Origin of the sequence: Ochrobactrum soli (assembly GCF_003664555.1) — a bacterium.
In the GTDB taxonomy this organism is placed as follows: Bacteria; Pseudomonadota; Alphaproteobacteria; order Rhizobiales; family Rhizobiaceae; genus Brucella; species Brucella teleogrylli.
In genome coordinates this window covers 18,772-36,137 of the sequence record NZ_RCHH01000023.1, presented here as the reverse complement: position 1 = coordinate 36,137, position 17,366 = coordinate 18,772, and the positions used below count along the sequence as shown (strand labels likewise).

The following is a 17,366-nucleotide window of genomic DNA, read 5'->3' as shown; positions in this document are numbered from 1 at the left end:
AACCATTGGCGATTATCGGTGGAGTGTCCATGCTGACGAAGAAGGGCAAATATGGTTTGAAAGCACTGGCGCATCTTGCCTTGCTTGAACCCGGCGAAAGCGCGTTCGTCGCCGAGATTGCTTCCAAGAACAATATCTCCAAGAAATTTCTCGACGCCATTCTTCTGGAACTGCGCAACGACGGCATATTGCGTTCCAAGAAGGGCCCCGGCGGCGGCTACAGCCTTTCCAAACCAGCAACCGAGGTTACGATTGGTCAGGTTGTCCGCGTTCTCGATGGCCCGCTCGCGCCGATCCGCTGCGCAAGCCGCATGGCCTATCAGCCATGCGAAGATTGCGAAGATCACCGCGCCTGTCAGGTGCGCCGTTCGATGCTGCTCGTGCGCGAAGCCATTGCTGGCGTTCTCGACACGATGACGCTGGAACAATTCGCGCGTAACGGTGGCCTCGAAGATGACAGCACCGCACCAGAATGGGCCAGGTTAAGCGCCTGACAACAGATCCAGCAGCCGGTAGCCGCCATTGTGATAGACAAGCGGCTCGCCGCCGCCCGCTACGATTTTCAAAACACGACCGATAATGATGGCATGGGTGTGCCGCTCGATGACGTCTTCCACGGCACAATCGACTGCGGCCAGTGCGCCCGTCAGCGCCAGCGCGCCGCTTTCCAGCGTGTACCATTCGGCGCCGGCATAGCGCGCAACACCCTTGATACCGTCCTTACCGGCAAACCGATCCGCAACCGTTTGTTGGGCCGCCGACAGCACATTGACGCAGAAATGATTGTGGCGGCTGATGGCGGGCCAGACCGACGAACCCCGATTGATGTTGACGATGATCGTTGGCGGATCGACCGAAAGCGCGGTCGCCGAGGTGACAGTCGCGCCAGTGCGCCCGTCGCCGAAGCCTGCGGTGACAACGCTGACGCCGCCAGCGAGCTGCCGCATTGCAGCCTTAAGCTCATCGGGTGAAACAGCGATATCCGCCGTATCTTCCACCAATCTCAACGCTTTATCGCCCATGCTTGTCACCATCGTTTATTGCCGTCATCGCCTCTCCGGTCGACCGGATCAAACGTAACGGAATGGTGTCACGCTACGCACTGGCGTTCAAAGGTGCTGACTGCCTTCTCATCGCAAATAGAGAAAGCATTTTCTATTTTCTATAAAACGAATGGAATTAATCCGCTCGCAGCGCCGTCAGCGCTGCGTTCTTTTTATGTGATGTTCGGCCAGATAGACGCGGTCGTCCTGCGTTGAAAACAACACGGAAAAGACAATGCCGATAGCAGCCCCGAGCAATGTGTCGAGAACCCGTTCCGACACCATATCGGCCCCATTCAGACCCGGCGCAGCGATATAGGTCATCAGCAGCGCCATCGGCGTCACGAGGATTTGCCCCAGCGCATAATTGGAACCGATAATCACTTCGGTTGCAAATTGCAGGAGCCCCAGTATCGCGATCAGCGTCCAAATGGACGGTGCTTGCGTCAGGATCATCCACGCGACGACCGCACCCAAAAGGGTGCCCACCATGCGCTGCAAGGCACGGTTCATATTGATATGCAGATGCGCGCCCTGCATTACGGCAACAGCGCCCATTGCCGCCCAGGCAGGGTGCGCGACGTCCATCGCATAGGCGGCAAACGCCGCTACACCCGCGCCAAAAGCGACGCGCACCGCAGCGATCAGCCGGTGACGAATTGGTCGCAACGCTTCCGAAGGGAAAGGCTTTTCTGGGCTTGCCTGATGGCGGAAATACTCCGTCAGCACACAGACCAGAAAGGCCAGTATCGCGACCAGCGCAGTGGCGGCGGTGCGTTCCGCCGTCTGATGTACCGTAACCGACTGGCTCATCGACGCCCCGGCGGCAAAAATGAAGATCAACGCTCCGGGAGGGCCGAATTTTCCGGTGGTGGTCACAAAACAGAACACGCCACACAGAACGGCGAGAAGCATAAGCTGTACAGCCAGCGGCGCACCCGCTGCGGCGACAAGCGACATGCTGAGCACGGCCAGCGTCTGGCAGATGGCGCACAGAAGCACAACGCGGTTGCGGCGTGCCTGTGGTGCGAAGCGCCCAAACAGGGCGACCAGAGCGCCAAGCGAAGCAAAGCCGATCAGATGCGACCAGGGCGAAAGATAGACCAGCGGCAAAGCGATGACCGCCGTGGCCGCTGACTGAAGGCCAGCGAGCGACGAATTGCGAATGGAAGGCTGCCGCGAAAGCGCGACGCTTTCCCGAAACTGTTGCGGCTTCAAAAGCTGGCGCGCGGCATCCAGCCTGCGGGCCGATGTCATCGTAGACGTTTCGGTACTCATTCTCCGGTTTCCTGTGAGCGTCTCAGCGGCTTGGCCGCGAGGCGCTGCTCGATAGAGTCAAAATGGTCAAGCATGGTGGCCAGATCCGCATCGGAAATGTCCGCCAGCATATCTTCCTCGCCTTTGGCCAGTTCGCGCCGGATTTCGGCCACGCGCTGCTCACCTTTGGGCGTAAGGAAGATCAACCGCGCGCGGTTGTCGTTTTCATCGACCCGGCGCTCGACCAGTTCCTGACGGGACAGAATATCCAGAAGCCGCACAAGGCTTGATCCGTCGATCCCGACCAGAGCGGCGAGTTCCTTCTGCGTCACGCCGCCGCCGGTGGTCTGAAGATGGATCAACGGAACCCAGGTGGCATCGGAAAGCCCCGCTTCAGCAAGGCGCGTATCAAGCGCGCGCCGCCAGCGTCGGGCAAGCAACGAGAAGCGAATCCCGAATTGGGACCGAGGAGAAGACGAACTGGATTGCATAGGGACAATAAAGCACGAATTAATTTGCTTTGCAATTCAAATTAATTCAGGTGAAACGAATTTCACTCCGGCAGGGTGCCCATAGCAAACAGATTTCCCGGATCGAAATTTCCGGATAGCGCTTTCAAAACGAGCTGCTTATCATCAAGCAATACTTCATCCGAAGGCGCGAAAAATCTGACCGACTGATTGCAATCCCAAAACATCCCCGCACGAAGGAAACAAAGACAGCAACCATGGCAGCGCTTGTGTCGTCGGAAAATGGAATGGGGCAGAAGGCGGCGCGCTTTCTTGGCCTGATACTGGTCGCCGTCCTCGGCTATAGTTTCTGGCTCAACGAAAGCTGGCTGACGCTCTGCGCCGGACTTGCAATCTTCCTGTTCGGGATGCAGTGCCTTGAAGACGGCTTGCGCAATCTGGCAGGCAGCGCACTGGAGCGCATGCTGGCGCGCGGCACCTCGACCTCGTGGAAAAGTCTGCTGGTCGGGCTGGTCGGCGCGACGGTGATGCAATCGAGCACGCTCGTTTCGCTGATGACCATCGCCTTCATCACCACCGGCCTGATTTCACTGGCCGCGGGCATATCCATCATCTTCGGCGCAAATCTTGGTTCCGCAACCGGCATATGGTTGCTGTCGCTGGCCGGGCAGAATTTCAGCCTGTCGTCGCTGGCGCTGCCGCTGATGGTGTTCGGCGTGTTGGCGAGTTTCTTCGGACCGAAGATCAAGGCTATCGGGCGCATTCTGCTCGGCATCGCCTTCATCTTTCTTGGCATTGACGGCATCAAGCAGGGCTTTTCCGTTGTCACCGAGAATTTCGATCTCGCGCAATACAGGATCGATGGCTGGCTTGGTCAGGTCATTTTCGCTGGCATCGGCCTTGTGTTGACCCTGCTGCTGCAATCAACCCATGCGACCCTGATGCTGACGCTGACAGCACTTGGTCTCGGGCAGGTCGATCTCTGGCAATCGGCGGCGATTGCCATCGGGGCCAATGTCGGCAGCAGTGTCACCACCGGCATTGCCGGTGCGCTCGGTGGCAACCGCAGCGGCCAAAGGCTGGCGCTGGCGCATGTGATTTTCAATGTCGTCACCGCGTGCATTTCACTTGTCCTGATGTGGGTGCTTGTTCGCCTTGCCGTGTGGCTGTCGGAGGCAATGGGCGTCGGCGACAACCAGCTCATCCAGCTTGCGATCTTCAACAGCGAATTCAACATTCTAGGCGTGTTGATCTTCTGGCCCGCACTGGTTCCCTTCACGCGGTTTCTCGAACGTATGCTGCCCGACAGGCCGGAACCGCGCGTTCTCATCCCGGCGGGCACACCGGACCTGCCGGACAATGCGCTGCGCGCCCGTTATCTCGACAAGACGGCGCTCAGCTCGCCGGAAACGGCGGCTCTGGCGCTGGTGCATGAATTGCAGCATCTCGGGCGCTTGAGCGTGGAGGTGATCTGCCACGCGCTTTATCTGCCGATCAGCGAGATCAACCGTGCCAAGCATGACGACGCCGTTATGCGCGCCGCGCCCGATGCCGATTATGTGGATGCCGACCTGCTCTACCGGCTCTACATCAAAGGCGTCTATGGTGACATATTGAGTTTCATCGGCAAGGTCGATCCGGGGAACGACAAGGACCAGCAGAATTTCTGGATGACCGCCCAGATCATCGCGCTGCAAATGGCGGAAATCGTCAAGGATGCCAAGCATCTCCAGAAGAATCTCGGCTTCTATCTCCGGCAGACCAATTCACCCGTGCGCGACGCCTATGTCGAGCTGCGCGAACATCTGGTCAATGTGCTGCATGAAGTGCGCGTTTTGAGCCGCGCCGACGCAGCAAGCGACAATTGGGATATCCACCAGCAGACTTTTACCGAGAAGGTCAAAGACTTCGAGCGGGATTTCGGCGCGAAGCTTTTCGAAGCGAACAGGCAGGAAAAAGTCAGCGGCTTGCAGCTGAGCTCGCTTCTCAACGATCTCGGCTATGCAAGGCGCATTGCAAACGGGCTGAATACGTTGCTGACCATCCGCAAGCGGTCGCTCAACGACCCGCTGCACAACCTCTCCGACCTGTTCGATGAGGATACGCCGCTGGTTCGGATATAGAGCATTTCCAGCAAAAGTGCGTAGCGGTTTTGCGTAGGATAATGCGTAAAAACAAATAGATAGAGCGGTTCCCCGATTCCATTTTAACCGGAACCGCTCTAACGAAACGCCGTTTATCAGGCGGCGCGAATATCCAGCCCGCCATTTTCGACGATGAAATCGATCACCGCCTGCACACCCTCGCCGCGATGCAGATCGGTAAAGCCGAACGGACGCTTGCCGCGCATGCGTGCCGCGTCACCTTCCATCACCTCCAGATCGACGCGGACATAGGGTGCAAGGTCGCTCTTGTTGATGACCAGAAAATCTGAACGCGTGATGCCCGGCCCACCCTTGCGCGGAATTTCCTCACCCTGACAGACGGAAATGACATAAAGCGTCAGATCGGCCAGATCGGGAGAGAAGGTCGCCGCCAGATTATCGCCGCCGGATTCGATGAACACGATATCCAGATCAGGGAAGCGCCGGTTCATTTCGGCGATAGCCTGCAGGTTGATCGACGCATCCTCACGAATTGCCGTATGAGGACAACCGCCGGTTTCCACGCCCATGATACGGTCCTCGGACAGCGCCTGGTGGCGCGCCAGAATATAGGCATCTTCCTGCGTGTAGATATCGTTGGTGATGACGGCGACCGAATATGTGTCGCGCAGCGCCTTGCAGAGCTTTTCGGTCAGCGTCGTCTTGCCGGAGCCAACCGGCCCACCGATACCAATTCTGAGCGGTCCGTTTTTCTGTGTCATGAGCGAAAAAGCCTCGAATGCTGTGTTTCGTGTTTCATGGCCATAATGTCGGCGATAAATGTCGCCGAGCCAAGGCCGTCCAGACCAGACTGTCCTGCGCGCATGGCGGTTTCCGCCAGCGTGGTTTCCAGCGCCGCCATGGTAGTGGTCACGCCGCTTTGTCCTGTTACCGACAGGCGGATAGATGCCTGCAACAGATTGATGCAGAAGGCTTGCAAGAAGGCTGCCAGCGTCGAGCCGAGCGGAACACCATGCGCGGCGGCCACGGCCCCGACGGCCACCGGATAGGCGCAATCGACCGGCAGTTGATCGAAGACTGGAGACGGCCAGCTGCGCGCCGCCGACAGGAAGGCACCGCCTTGCAGCGTGGTTTCCATATGCCGTTCCCGCGAACCGGCCAGCGCCTCCGCCAGATCGGCCACTTCCCGCAAATCCTCACCCGCCATCGCTCGCCGCCAGCTTTCAGCGCATAAGACCGCATCATTCCAGCCGGAACCGCGTGTGACGAGCCAGCGCAGCCAGTCCTTCAATGCGTCCGCATCGGTGACGAAGCCATCATGCACCGCCTGCTCCAGCCCGTGGCTATAGCTGAACGAGCCAACCGGAAACACCGGCGACAGCCACGCCATCAGCCGCAGGAGGGCGGTGTTGGGGTCAGTCGTGATGGTGGTGGTGATGGTCATGCTCGTGGCCGTGATCGTGACCATGTGCGTGGTCATGTCCGTGACTATGCCCGCCGTGGTCATGATGCGAATGGCCACCTGAATAAGCGCCGCGCAACGGGCTGAAAATCGCCACCACATCGGTCACGGTTGCGCCCAGACCTTCCAGCATCGCCTTGATCACATGGTCACGCAGAATGAAGATGCGGTCCGCCTCAATCTGCGCCGCCAGATGCCGGTTGCCGATATGCCATGCAAGCTCAGCGATATGCAACTGGTCGCGACCGTGGATTTCGTAAAGCTCTTCGCTGGCGGCGCGGATCTCGATCTCCCGCCCGTCGTCGAGAACAATCCGGTCGCCATGTTCCAGCACCACCGGCTCCGGAAAATCGGCAAGCACCTTCTCGCCGCTATCGAGCGTGATAGCCTTGCGGCGCAGATGGCGTTCGTCACGCTCCAGCACGGCATGCGCCGCCGGAACAGCGTCGATCACTTCATGCGCGCGGATGATGTTTGTTGCTCGAAACATGTTCCACCTCAAATCTCAGAACAGGAAATAACGCTGCGCCATCGGCACCACGTCAACCGGTTCGCATGTCAGAAGCTCGCCATCGGCGCGCACTTCATAGGTTTCCGGGTCGACTTCCATTTGCGGCATCGCATTGTTGAGGATCATCGACTGCTTGCCAATGCCGCCACGCGTATTGATGACCGCAGCCATCTGCTTGTCCACTCCAATTTTCTCACGCAGCCCACCGTCGATTGCCGCCTGCGAAACAAAAGTGATTGAGGTATTGGTGCGCGCCTTGCCAAAAGAACCGAACATCGGGCGATAATGCATCGGCTGCGGCGTGGGGATAGACCCATTGGGATCGCCCATCGGAGCCGTTGCGATCCAGCCGCCCAGCAGCACCATATCCGGCTTGACGCCGAAGAAAGCCGGGTTCCACAACACCAGATCGGCGCGCTTTCCAACTTCAATCGAGCCGATCTCATGCGACATGCCATGGGCGATGGCCGGATTGATGGTATACTTCGCCACATAGCGTCGGGCGCGGTAATTGTCATTGCCCGGTCTGTCATCGGGCAGACTGCCGCGCTGGCGCTTCATCTTGTCCGCCGTCTGCCAACAGCGGATGATCATTTCGCCGACGCGGCCCATGGCCTGACTGTCGGACGAGATAATCGAAAACGCGCCCATGTCGTGCAGAATATCTTCAGCCGCGATGGTCTCCTTGCGGATGCGGCTTTCGGCAAAGGCGATATCTTCGGGAATGGCGGGGGAGAGGTGATGACAGACCATCAGCATGTCGAGATGCTCGGCCACCGTATTGATCGTATAAGGCCGCGTCGGGTTGGTCGATGCGGGCAGAACATTGGGATATTGGCAGACGCGGATAATATCCGGCGCGTGGCCGCCGCCCGCACCTTCGGTGTGGAAGGAGTGGATGGTGCGTCCCTTGAAAGCATTCAGCGTGTCTTCCACAAAACCGCTTTCATTGAGCGTATCGGTGTGGATCGCCACCTGCACGTCGAAATGGTCGGCCACGGAAAGGCAATTGTCGATAGCCGCAGGCGTCGTGCCCCAATCTTCATGCAGCTTGAGGCCGCAAGCCCCTGCCAGCACCATTTCCTCCAGCGCGCCCGGCAATGAGGCATTGCCTTTGCCGAAGACGCCGAAATTCATCGCCATGCCGTCGAAGGACTCGATCAGCCGCGCAATGTGCCACGGTCCGGGCGTGCAGGTTGTCGCCAGCGTGCCGTGCGCGGGGCCGGTGCCGCCGCCCACCATACAGGTGATGCCGGCATTCAGCGCCTCATCCACCTGTTGCGGCGAGATGAAGTGAATATGCGAATCGATGCCGCCCGCCGTGACGATCTTGCCCTCGCCCGCAATGATTTCGGTGCCCGGGCCGATAATGATCGTGACACCCGGCTGCGTATCAGGATTGCCTGCCTTGCCAATGCCTGCAATGCGCCCGTCGCGCAACCCGATATCTGCCTTGTAGATGCCGGTGTGATCCAGAATGAGCGCATTGGTGATGACCGTGTCGACCGCCCCTTGCGCCCGCGGGAGCTGGCTCTGGCCCATCCCGTCACGGATAACCTTGCCGCCGCCGAACTTGACCTCCTCGCCATAGGTGGTGAGATCGTGTTCGACCTCGATGATAAGTTCCGTATCGGCAAGGCGAAGCTTGTCGCCAGTGGTGGGGCCAAACATCTGCGCATAGGTGGCGCGACTGATTTTAGCTGGCATGAAATTCTCCGTCGGCGCTCTTTGTTTTGACGCACATCTCGTCCGAAAACCGTTTCACACTTTTCGGGATGTGCTCTGGCTCTGAATTAAAGCTTACCCATGATTTTCTGGCGGAACCCATAGACCTCACGCTTGCCGCCAAGCGGAACCAGCGTCACGTCGCGTTCCTGTCCCGGCTCGAAACGCACGGCGGTTCCCGCCGCTATATCGAGCCTGCAACCGCGTGCCTTCTCGCGGTCGAATGCAAGTGCCGCATTCGCCTCGTAGAAATGATAATGGCTGCCAACCTGGATCGGTCGGTCGCCGGTATTGGCAACCTTGATCGTGATCGTGGGCTGCCCCGCATTGAGCTCAATTTCGCCATCAACTGTGAAGATTTCGCCGGGTATCATGGCGCACCTCAACCAGCGATCAGCATCAGTCCGCCAAGCGCGGTCGCGCCACCGGCAACCCGCAGGGCGAGGCGTCCGCTCGGGCCCGACACCAGACGCCCGATGCCAAGACCAAACGCTATACCCGCTGCGTGGAGCAGGGCCGTCGCCAGTGCAAAGCCTGCCGCATAACTGAAGAAGGTCGCAGCGCCGATTTCACCGCCATGCGCATGACCATGAAAGAAAGCGAAGAAACCGGCAATCACCGCGCCGACAAGCGGCGAGACCGGCAGCGCCAGTGCAACGAGAAAACCAAGCACGACCACCGAGGCCAGAATGACCGGCTCGACGAATGGCAGCGGCATACCGAGAAGCGCCGCCATGAAGCCCAGAAGCATGACGCCGACAAAAGCCGCAGGCACGATGAAAAGCGCGCGCCCGCCCAGCATCGCCGCCCAGAGACCGATGGCGACCATCGCCAGAATATGATCCGCACCGAAAAACGGATGCGAGAAACCGGCGGCAAACGAGCCGTGTTCGGCGGGATTGAGGTGGGCAAAGGCAGGGTTTGCAATGAGCGCAAACGCTGCTGCCGTCAGGACCGTCATCTTCTTCATCGTGCACCTTTTCAAAAATTAGATTTCAAAATCAGCGGATCGGCTCATGTACCGTGACAAGCTTGGTGCCATCGGGAAATGTCGCTTCGACCTGAATGTCGTGGATCATCTCGGCAACGCCCGCCATCACCTGTTCGCGGCTGATGACATGCGCGCCTGCTTCCATCAGATCGGCGACGGTGCGTCCGTCACGCGCGCCTTCAACAACAAAATCGCTGATCAAGGCGATGGCTTCCGGATGATTGAGCTTCACACCGCGTTCCAGACGGCGGCGGGCAACCATCGCCGCCATGGCAATCAACAGCTTGTCTTTTTCTCTGGGCGTCAAATTCATGACTTGTTTCGACCCTTCTCACCAAAAGCGACACGATGGCCGCGAATTCAAATTGACCAAACTTTGGGCAGCCCTGCCTTTCCATTAAGCAGCGCCAGCAAAGGAACAAGGCGCTTGCGCAAGGCATAACTGTCCGGCGCATAAAGCCGCGCCATGAGCTTCGAGGCGCCGCCGACCTGCCAGATGCTGGCGCCGCCCTCTTCGCCGATGATCGCGCGTGCGGCCCCCAGTTGCCGTTCGGCCTGATCCGAAACCAGCAACACCGTGGCAACGGCAAGCCCGCCATCGGCGACCGCTCTCGCCCGCAATTCAGCGGCAACATCAGGCCCAAGGCGGAACTCTTCCGCATGAACCAGACGCCCGCCAAGCCGCACCCGCCAGCGATCACTGAACGATGCCTGTTCGACCGCCTCACCCATGGCGAGTCGCCCAAAAACAGTCGCCTCCACCAGCAGCACGTCCGCGCCTTCCTCCATCTCCACATCCAGCCCCCGCGACAGCGCGGAACGGTTGAACAAGATGGTTTCCTGCGGGAGCCATGCAAGACGCGTGCCTTTTGCAGCCTTGATGCGTGTAGCGATGCGCGCATCGCCACCGCCGGAGCGATAAATTCGCTCGCAGGCCTGCGTTGTGATGACGGCGGAAGCACCTTCCTGCAATTCCACATCCCAGCGCAGCCGGTCGCCGCCGGTCAGTCCGCCGGAGGTGTTGATCAGGATCGCTTCCAGCGGATCACGCGCCACTTGCGGCATGCGGATTTTGGCCGCGCCTTCCTGATAAAGCCTGGAAATGCGGGTCCGCCCATCTTTGAAATGGACGGTCAGCCCGCCAACGCCATTGACGCGCTGCGAGGCGAGTTTTTCCAGATTGCCGGTATCGATGGACGTCAACACTGCTTGCACACCCCGCGGATCAAATCAGATTGCAGGCGAAAGGTACGGCAGGTCATGATCGGCGGAAAGCGGGGATGAAAAAAAATTAGCATGGCCATGTGCGGCCCGATAAATCGCTATCCTGCAACAAAAGATTTCACACGTATAAATAAGCAATAAATTCGATATACAACTAGATATATATGCTTTTGTATTGACATACACACAACAGCGTCAAGAAAGCTTCAATAAACTGAGAAAAGCCTGTTACATTTGAGGCCTATTCCCCGCCCTCAGTTTTAGTCTGGCCAGCGGATTTCCGTGGCCGCTACGGAACGGGGAAAACATGCTTATCAACCGTCGTCACGCTTTGGGTCTCATGGGCGCTGCCGCTGGCACGTTCATCATGCCGGGGATCGTCCGCGCCAATCAGCGCCGCTCGGTCACCGTCGCGGTTCAGAAGATCACCAACAACAACACGCTCGATATCTGGAACGAACAGTCGAATGTCGGCGAGCGCGTGTTCTTCCCGAACCTGTGGGAAGGCCTGATCCTGCGCGACTGGATGGGCAATCAAGGTCCGGTTCCGGGCCTTGCCACGGAATGGAAGCGTCTGGACGACAAGACCATCGAACTGAAGCTGCGTCAGGGCGTGAAATTTCACAATGGCGATGAGCTGACCGCCGAAGACGTGGTCTTCTCCTTCTCCGACGAGCGCCTTTTTGCAGGCACCGAGCCTGCTGGCGGCAAGACGCTTTACGAAGCCAATTTCAAACCGCAGACGGCCAAGGAATTGCCCGCCGCCATTCCGGGCATTTCGCGCCGTCTCTGGCCTGCGCTGCGCGGTGTCGAAGCTGTCGACAAATATACCGTCCGTTTCCACAATGCGACGCCGGATGTGACGCTGGAAGGCCGTCTCTATGCCTTCGGCTCGCAGATCGCGAACAAGCGCGCCTGGGATGAATCCAAGTCTTATGCCGAATGGGCACGCAAGCCGGTCACGACCGGACCTTACAAGGTTGCCGATTATAAGCCGGATGTGGAACTCGTTCTTGAAGCCCATGACGAATATTGGGGCGGACAGCCGCCGCTGCAGCAGATCCGCTTTGTCGAAGTGCCGGAAGTTGCAAGCCGCGTGAACGGCCTTATCTCCGGCCAGTATGATTTTGCCTGCGACCTGCCGCCAGACCAGATCAGCACTGTTACTGCCAATCCGGGCCTCGAAATCCAGAGCTCGACCATCTGGAACCACCGCATCACGGTTTTCAACACGCAGAACGAAATCCTGCGCAATCCGCTCGTGCGCCGCGCCATGACCCATTCGATCGATCGTCAGGCGATTGTGGATGCGCTGTGGGCCGGACAGACGGTCGTACCGGCTGGCATGCAGTTTGAGAGCTTCCGCACCTCCGATATGTTCATCGACGACTGGCAGCCGCCGAAATTCGACCCGGAACTGGCACGCGATCTGCTCAAGCAGGCCAATTACAAGGGCGACCCCATCCCCTACCGTCTGCTGAACAACTACTACACCAACCAGACGCCAACGGCGCAAGTTCTGGTGGAAATGTGGAAGCAGGTGGGCCTCAATGTCGAAATCGAGATGAAGGAAAACTGGGCGCAGGTTCACGACCCGGAAGGCGTCAAGGGCGTCCGCGACTGGTCGGCATCCAACAACATCAACGATCCGATCACCCCGTTGGTGGTCCAGTTCGGCCCGAATGGCGAAGCGCAGCAGAAGAAGGACTGGTCGAACGACGAGGTCAACAAGCTGTCGGTCATCATGGAAACATCCACCGACCGCGACCAGCGCAAGAAGGCCATCAAGCGCATGCTGGAAATCTGCGAGCGGGAAGACCCGGCCTACAATGTTCTGCATCAGAATGCCGTCTTCACCGGCATGAAGAAGGAACTGAACTGGAAAGCCGCACCGGCATTCGCGATGGATTTCCGTTCCACCAACTGGAACGTTTGATCCACTGACCAAGGCTGGCATTTCACTATGCCAGCCTTCTTACTCTCAATGAAAAGGTGCCGCCCGTGGCGTTCGTCTCCATCCGGGACTTGAAGGTCTCTTTCAGCGGCGTGCAGGTTCTGCACGGGATCGATCTCGATGTAGACCGTGGCGAGACGCTCGGCCTCGTCGGAGAATCCGGCTGCGGAAAATCCGTAACCTGGCTTGCCGCGCTTGGGCTTCTCCCCGGCAAGGCTTCTGTGTCAGGTTCGGTTAACGTCGACGGTCAGGAACTGGTCGGCTCCGCCCGCTCCGTCAAGGAAAGCGTTCGCGGCGGGCGCATCGCCATGATCTTTCAGGACCCGAGTTCGTCGCTCAATCCCGTCAAGAAAGTCGGCCATCAGATCATTGAATCGCTGGCGCTGCATCGCGGACTGAAAGACACGGCAGCGCGCAGCGAAGCCATCCAGCTGATGGAACGCGTCGGCATTCCCGATGCGGCGCGTCGTTTCAATCTCTATCCACACGAGTTTTCCGGCGGGCAGTGCCAGCGGCTGATGATAGCCATCGCGCTGGCCGGTCAGCCCGATGTGCTGATAGCCGATGAACCGACCACCGCGCTCGATGTGACCATCCAGGCGCAGATCCTTGATCTTCTGGATCAGATTCGCCGCGAAACCGGCATGGCGGTGGTTTTCATCAGCCATGATCTCGGCGCGGTCAGCCAGATTTGCGAACGCCTCTGCGTCATGTATGCCGGGCGCATCGTTGAAAGCGGCCCGACCGTCGACTTGTTCGACAGGCCGCAGCATCCCTATACGCGCGGCTTGTTCGAAGCCATCCCGCGCCTCGACGGCGGACGTGAGCGCCTGCGCGCCATTCCCGGCACTGTACCCGACCCGCGCAATCTGCCGATAGGCTGCGCCTTCGCGCCCCGCTGTTCGCAAACCAGCGAAGCATGCACGAGCGCAATTCCCGATTTGCAGATGCGCAACGGCCAGAAGGTGGCCTGTTTCCACCCCCATAGCGAAAGCGCGGCATCGCATCTCTATCACAGCCGTACTATCCCGACAGAAGGCGCTCTGGCATGAGTTTCCTGCTCGAAGCAAACAATCTGGTTCGGGTTTACCGAAGCGACGGCCTCTTCAAGAAGGCCGATCCGGTCAAGGCGGTGGATGGTGTCAGCCTGCGTGTCCGGCCCGGAGAGACCCTTGGCATTGTCGGTGAATCCGGCTGCGGCAAGTCCACGCTTGGACGCATGCTGCTCGGCATAGACGACGCCACCGAAGGTCAGGTTCTGTTCGACAGCAAGCCATTGCCACGCCGCCACACAGCCGACTGGCGCAAACTGCGGGCACAAATGCAGCTTGTTTTTCAGGACCCGCTGGCGGCACTAGATCGCCGCCTGCCGATCGCGACACAGATCGGCGAACCGCTGCAAATTCACGGGATCGCCTCCGGCGCGGAACTCAAAGAACGTGTCGGCGAGCTGATGCAATCCGTTGGACTGCGCCGCGATCAGGGTGAACGCTATCCGCACGAACTGTCTGGCGGCCAGCGCCAGCGCGTCATCATCGCCCGCGCCCTTGCGACCAGCCCAAGGCTGCTTGTCTGCGACGAGCCGGTTTCCGCGCTTGATGTTTCTATTCAGGCGCAGGTGGTCAATCTCCTGCGCGACCTGCAGGAAAAACACGGCATCGCCATGGTGTTCATCAGCCACGACCTGAAAGTCGTGCGCAACATCTGCGACCGCGTCGCCGTCATGTATCTCGGCAAGATCGTTGAAGAGGCCAGCTCCGGCGTGATTTTCGAAACACCCCAGCACCCCTATACCAAGGCGCTGGTGTCTTCGGTTCCCATTCCGGGCAAGAAATTCAACCAGCGCATGATCCTCAAAGGTGAACCGCCAAACCCCGCAAACCGCCCGAGCGGCTGCGTGTTTCATCCCCGGTGTCCGGTGGCGGGCTTTCAATGCCCGACAACGATGCCCGATCTGGAATCGACCGGCTTTGACCGGCGCACGGCTTGTCACTTCGTTGAGCCGGCAAAAAGTGCTGCGTGAGGCACCCATGCTTACTTTCATCGCCTCCCGCCTCATCCGTGCGCTGATCACCGTCTTTCTGGTGATGACCTTTGCCTTCGTGGTGCTGCGCCTGTCTGGCGATCCGGCGCAGATCATGCTTGGTCCCGATGCGCCGCAGGAATCCATCGATGCCTTCCGCAAGGCCTGGGGTCTCGATGATCCCATCTGGCTGCAATATCTGTCCTATCTCAAAGGCATATTGAGCTTCGATTTCGGCATCTCGATGCGCGACAAGGCGCCGGCTATCGATCTGGTGCTGCAACGTGTGCCTGCCACGCTCCAGATCACCATTCCGGCGCTGATCATCAAGCTTTGCCTAGGCATTCCGGCAGGTGTCTATGCCGCGCTGCACCGTCAGGGCATCGCTGACCGTGGCGTCATCACCCTTTCGATCCTCGGCTTCACCGTGCCATCTTTCGTGCTTGGCCTCGTGCTGGTGCTGATCTTCTCGGTACAGCTCGGCGTATTGCCGTCCGGCGGCAGCGATACGTGGGTCCACGGTATTCTGCCAACCCTCACCATCGCAATTGGTGGCACGGCCATTCTGGCGCGCTTCTCACGCTCGGCCATGATCGAAGTGCTGGGACAGCCTTATATCCGCACGGCATCGGCCAAAGGCATCAGCTGGAGCGATGTGGTGTGGAAACACGCTTTGCCCAATGCGTCCGTGCCGATTGTCACCATCGTGGGCTTCATGGTGGGCGCGCTCATCGCCGGGGCGGTGGTGGTCGAAACAATCTTCTCATGGCCCGGCATTGGTCGCCTTCTGGTGGTCTCAGTCGCCAATCGCGACCTCGCCGTGGTGCAATGCCTGCTGCTGATTATCGCGAGCTGCATGGTGATCTCCAATCTTGTTGTCGATGTGCTCTATGGCGTTCTCGACCCGCGCCTGCGCACCAAAGCCGCGCATTGAGGAAGGCCATGACCGATACCGCCCTTATCCCTGCCCCCGCCGTCAAGGCGCCCGCGCTCATCACTCGCCTACGCACCTCCATGCCGATGAGCGTCGCCTTTGCCTGTTTCTGGCTCGCGCTGATGCTGTTCGTCGTGATCTTCGCGGATTATCTGCGGCCCTATTCCATCACCAAGATGGACCTGATGGCGCGGCTTGTTCCGGTGGGATCACCGGGACACTGGCTCGGCACCGACGAGTTGGGCCGCGATGTCTATTCGCGGCTGATACAGTCGATCCGCGTGTCGCTGGTCATCGCCTTTGGCGCGACGATCCTTTCTGCCGTCTTCGGCACCTTACTGGGTTTTCTTGCCGCCCGCTTTCGCGGCTGGGTCGAACATATCGTGTTGATGCTGGCCGATTTTCAGGCCGCCCTGCCCTTTATGGTTCTGGCGCTTGCAGTGCTCGCCTTCTTCGGCAATTCCATGCCGCTGCTGATCGGCCTGATGGGTTTCTACGGCTGGGAGCGTTATGCCCGCATCGCGCGCGGCCTTGCCATTTCCGCCGGAGCGCAGGGCTATGCCAGCGCCGTGGTGCAGCTTGGCGCAACACCGTTCCGCGTTTATTTCCGCCACATCCTGCCCAATGTCGCCTCGACGCTGATCGTCTCGATGACGCTGACATTCCCGGAAATCATCCTGATGGAATCCGGCCTTTCCTTCCTTGGTCTCGGCGTTCAGCCGCCGGAATCATCGCTCGGCAACATGGTTGGGTTCGCGCGCGAATATCTGACACGCGCGCCATGGATAATGCTGGCTCCGGCGCTGGTGATCGTTCTCACCACACTTTCGATTTCTCTTCTCGGGGACTGGCTTCGCGACAAGCTCGACCCAACCGTTCAATAGGACATACAGACATGAAAAAGATCATGGCCCATCGCGGCGCGCGCAATCTGTGGGCGGAAAACTCGCTCACCGGCTTTCGCAACGTTCTGGCTCTCGAAATCGACAGCGTCGAGTTCGATCTTCACCTGAGCGATGCGGGGCAGATACTCGTCATTCATGACGCATCGCTCGACCGCACCACCACCGGTTCCGGCAATGTGCGCGCGCTCGACGATGCCGGTCGCCGTGCTGTCCGACTGAAAAACGAACAGGGCACCGTCACAAGCGATCACATCCCGACCTTTGAGGAAGTGCTGGACGTTCTCGCAACGCGCCCGGACGTGCATCTCTATATCGAGCTAAAATCCGATGCCGACGGTAAGCCCTATGAAGGCCTCGTGGAAAAGGCCGTCGAAATCATCCGCGCCCGCAATATTGGCGACCATGTGGTGCTGCACTCCTTCGACCGCAGTGTCGTCGAACGCTGTGCGGAAGTTGCGCCAGAAATCGACCGGCTGATTTCGCTCAACGCGCAATGGGTGGAACGCAATGGCGGGCTGGAAAATTTCTTCCGCAGCGTGGAACCTCTGGTCCGTTATGTTGGCGTGCATCACGAATTGTTCGAAGCCGAATTTGACCGCATCACGTCGCTGTTTCTCGATGACCGCCTTGGCGTCTGGACGCTCAACGACCGCGCGCTGATCGACCGCTGGATGGAGCGCGATGTTGCCTACATCACCTCCGACAGCCCCGATCTGGTGATCGCGTCGCGTCTGGCGCTGGCTGAAGCAGCAGCCTGAAAGG

19 protein-coding genes are annotated in these 17,366 nt (G+C 59.2%); 8 read left to right on the top strand and 11 right to left on the bottom strand.

The window, feature by feature from the left end; translation table 11 throughout:
• Positions 1-29 precede the first annotated feature (29 nt).
• Positions 30-494, top strand: coding sequence for an Rrf2 family transcriptional regulator (locus D8666_RS22110; protein WP_109367947.1), 465 nt, complete (start codon positions 30-32; stop codon positions 492-494).
• Here the strand turns inward: D8666_RS22110 and D8666_RS22105 are convergent.
• The 3 genes from D8666_RS22105 to D8666_RS22095 form a co-directional block, all read right to left on the bottom strand.
• Positions 483-1,022: a flavin reductase family protein gene (locus D8666_RS22105; protein ID WP_235859050.1), complete on the bottom strand. Its 540-nt coding sequence runs from the start codon at positions 1,020-1,022 to the stop codon at positions 483-485. The genes D8666_RS22110 and D8666_RS22105 overlap by 12 nt on opposite strands.
• Before the next feature lie 177 nt (positions 1,023-1,199).
• Positions 1,200-2,321, bottom strand: a complete 1,122-nt coding sequence (locus tag D8666_RS22100; RefSeq protein ID WP_109366977.1) for an FUSC family protein — start codon at positions 2,319-2,321, stop codon at positions 1,200-1,202.
• Complete coding sequence (locus D8666_RS22095) at positions 2,318-2,740, bottom strand: MarR family winged helix-turn-helix transcriptional regulator (protein ID WP_235859049.1); 423 nt, start codon at positions 2,738-2,740, stop codon at positions 2,318-2,320. The genes D8666_RS22100 and D8666_RS22095 overlap by 4 nt, the downstream gene beginning before the upstream one ends.
• Before the next feature lie 287 nt (positions 2,741-3,027).
• Between D8666_RS22095 and D8666_RS22090 the strand changes: the two genes are divergently transcribed.
• Positions 3,028-4,893 (top strand): Na/Pi cotransporter family protein, encoded by a 1,866-nt coding sequence (locus D8666_RS22090; protein ID WP_209446018.1) that lies wholly within the window; start codon positions 3,028-3,030, stop codon positions 4,891-4,893.
• A gap of 116 nt (positions 4,894-5,009) precedes the next feature.
• On the opposite strand, the gene ureG is transcribed toward D8666_RS22090, so the two are convergent.
• The 8 genes from ureG to D8666_RS22050 all read right to left on the bottom strand — a co-directional run bounded on the left by ureG (position 5,010) and on the right by D8666_RS22050 (position 10,767).
• Positions 5,010-5,636 (bottom strand): urease accessory protein UreG, encoded by a 627-nt coding sequence (gene ureG / locus D8666_RS22085; protein ID WP_109366974.1) that lies wholly within the window; start codon positions 5,634-5,636, stop codon positions 5,010-5,012.
• Entirely contained in the window at positions 5,633-6,319 is a 687-nt protein-coding gene (locus D8666_RS22080; protein WP_109367946.1) for an urease accessory protein UreF, read from the bottom strand. Before D8666_RS22080 ends, ureG begins: the two co-directional genes overlap by 4 nt.
• Complete coding sequence (gene ureE / locus D8666_RS22075) at positions 6,291-6,827, bottom strand: urease accessory protein UreE (protein ID WP_109366973.1); 537 nt, start codon at positions 6,825-6,827, stop codon at positions 6,291-6,293. The genes D8666_RS22080 and ureE overlap by 29 nt, the downstream gene beginning before the upstream one ends.
• Positions 6,828-6,842: 15 nt before the next feature.
• Positions 6,843-8,555 (bottom strand): urease subunit alpha, encoded by a 1,713-nt coding sequence (gene ureC / locus D8666_RS22070; RefSeq protein WP_109366972.1) that lies wholly within the window; start codon positions 8,553-8,555, stop codon positions 6,843-6,845.
• A gap of 86 nt (positions 8,556-8,641) precedes the next feature.
• On the bottom strand, positions 8,642-8,947 hold the full coding sequence (locus D8666_RS22065; protein ID WP_109366971.1) for an urease subunit beta: 306 nt from the start codon (positions 8,945-8,947) through the stop codon (positions 8,642-8,644).
• An 8-nt stretch (positions 8,948-8,955) separates the two neighbouring features.
• Positions 8,956-9,543 (bottom strand): HupE/UreJ family protein, encoded by a 588-nt coding sequence (locus D8666_RS22060; RefSeq protein WP_121539453.1) that lies wholly within the window; start codon positions 9,541-9,543, stop codon positions 8,956-8,958.
• Between the two features lie 31 nt (positions 9,544-9,574).
• A complete protein-coding gene (locus tag D8666_RS22055; RefSeq protein ID WP_109366969.1) occupies positions 9,575-9,877 on the bottom strand; it encodes an urease subunit gamma in 303 nt (100 codons plus the stop codon).
• A gap of 47 nt (positions 9,878-9,924) precedes the next feature.
• Entirely contained in the window at positions 9,925-10,767 is an 843-nt protein-coding gene (locus D8666_RS22050; protein WP_121539452.1) for an urease accessory protein UreD, read from the bottom strand.
• Between the two features lie 328 nt (positions 10,768-11,095).
• On the opposite strand from D8666_RS22050, the gene D8666_RS22045 reads away from it, so the two are divergent.
• From D8666_RS22045 to D8666_RS22020, 6 genes are all read left to right on the top strand, one after another.
• Positions 11,096-12,724 (top strand): ABC transporter substrate-binding protein, encoded by a 1,629-nt coding sequence (locus tag D8666_RS22045; protein ID WP_121539451.1) that lies wholly within the window; start codon positions 11,096-11,098, stop codon positions 12,722-12,724.
• 65 nt (positions 12,725-12,789) lie between these two features.
• The gene (locus tag D8666_RS22040) at positions 12,790-13,794 is read left to right on the top strand and encodes an ABC transporter ATP-binding protein (RefSeq protein WP_121539450.1); all 1,005 of its coding nucleotides are present in this window, start codon (positions 12,790-12,792) and stop codon (positions 13,792-13,794) included.
• Positions 13,791-14,765 (top strand): ABC transporter ATP-binding protein, encoded by a 975-nt coding sequence (locus tag D8666_RS22035; RefSeq protein WP_121539449.1) that lies wholly within the window; start codon positions 13,791-13,793, stop codon positions 14,763-14,765. The genes D8666_RS22040 and D8666_RS22035 overlap by 4 nt, the downstream gene beginning before the upstream one ends.
• A gap of 7 nt (positions 14,766-14,772) precedes the next feature.
• Positions 14,773-15,699: an ABC transporter permease gene (locus D8666_RS22030; RefSeq protein ID WP_109366964.1), complete on the top strand. Its 927-nt coding sequence runs from the start codon at positions 14,773-14,775 to the stop codon at positions 15,697-15,699.
• Between the two features lie 8 nt (positions 15,700-15,707).
• Positions 15,708-16,583 carry an ABC transporter permease gene (locus D8666_RS22025; RefSeq protein WP_109366963.1) on the top strand — a complete coding sequence of 292 codons (876 nt, stop codon included), beginning with the start codon at positions 15,708-15,710 and terminating at the stop codon, positions 16,581-16,583.
• An 11-nt stretch (positions 16,584-16,594) separates the two neighbouring features.
• Positions 16,595-17,362, top strand: coding sequence for a glycerophosphodiester phosphodiesterase family protein (locus tag D8666_RS22020; RefSeq protein ID WP_121539448.1), 768 nt, complete (start codon positions 16,595-16,597; stop codon positions 17,360-17,362).
• Positions 17,363-17,366: the final 4 nt, after the last annotated feature.

What these genes read in the sequence shown, in the direction of transcription:
- D8666_RS22110 (WP_109367947.1), top strand. Translation starts at nt 30, where the DNA reads ATGCTGACGAAGAAGGGCAAATATGGTTTGAAAGCACTGGCGCATCTT.
- D8666_RS22105 (WP_235859050.1), bottom strand. Translation starts at nt 1,022, where the DNA reads ATGGGCGATAAAGCGTTGAGATTGGTGGAAGATACGGCGGATATCGCT.
- D8666_RS22100 (WP_109366977.1), bottom strand. Translation starts at nt 2,321, where the DNA reads ATGAGTACCGAAACGTCTACGATGACATCGGCCCGCAGGCTGGATGCC.
- D8666_RS22090 (WP_209446018.1), top strand. Translation starts at nt 3,028, where the DNA reads ATGGCAGCGCTTGTGTCGTCGGAAAATGGAATGGGGCAGAAGGCGGCG.
- ureG (WP_109366974.1), bottom strand. Translation starts at nt 5,636, where the DNA reads ATGACACAGAAAAACGGACCGCTCAGAATTGGTATCGGTGGGCCGGTT.
- D8666_RS22080 (WP_109367946.1), bottom strand. Translation starts at nt 6,319, where the DNA reads ATGACCATCACCACCACCATCACGACTGACCCCAACACCGCCCTCCTG.
- ureE (WP_109366973.1), bottom strand. Translation starts at nt 6,827, where the DNA reads ATGTTTCGAGCAACAAACATCATCCGCGCGCATGAAGTGATCGACGCT.
- ureC (WP_109366972.1), bottom strand. Translation starts at nt 8,555, where the DNA reads ATGCCAGCTAAAATCAGTCGCGCCACCTATGCGCAGATGTTTGGCCCC.
- D8666_RS22065 (WP_109366971.1), bottom strand. Translation starts at nt 8,947, where the DNA reads ATGATACCCGGCGAAATCTTCACAGTTGATGGCGAAATTGAGCTCAAT.
- D8666_RS22060 (WP_121539453.1), bottom strand. Translation starts at nt 9,543, where the DNA reads ATGAAGAAGATGACGGTCCTGACGGCAGCAGCGTTTGCGCTCATTGCA.
- D8666_RS22055 (WP_109366969.1), bottom strand. Translation starts at nt 9,877, where the DNA reads ATGAATTTGACGCCCAGAGAAAAAGACAAGCTGTTGATTGCCATGGCG.
- D8666_RS22045 (WP_121539451.1), top strand. Translation starts at nt 11,096, where the DNA reads ATGCTTATCAACCGTCGTCACGCTTTGGGTCTCATGGGCGCTGCCGCT.
- D8666_RS22035 (WP_121539449.1), top strand. Translation starts at nt 13,791, where the DNA reads ATGAGTTTCCTGCTCGAAGCAAACAATCTGGTTCGGGTTTACCGAAGC.
- D8666_RS22030 (WP_109366964.1), top strand. Translation starts at nt 14,773, where the DNA reads ATGCTTACTTTCATCGCCTCCCGCCTCATCCGTGCGCTGATCACCGTC.
- D8666_RS22025 (WP_109366963.1), top strand. Translation starts at nt 15,708, where the DNA reads ATGACCGATACCGCCCTTATCCCTGCCCCCGCCGTCAAGGCGCCCGCG.
- D8666_RS22020 (WP_121539448.1), top strand. Translation starts at nt 16,595, where the DNA reads ATGAAAAAGATCATGGCCCATCGCGGCGCGCGCAATCTGTGGGCGGAA.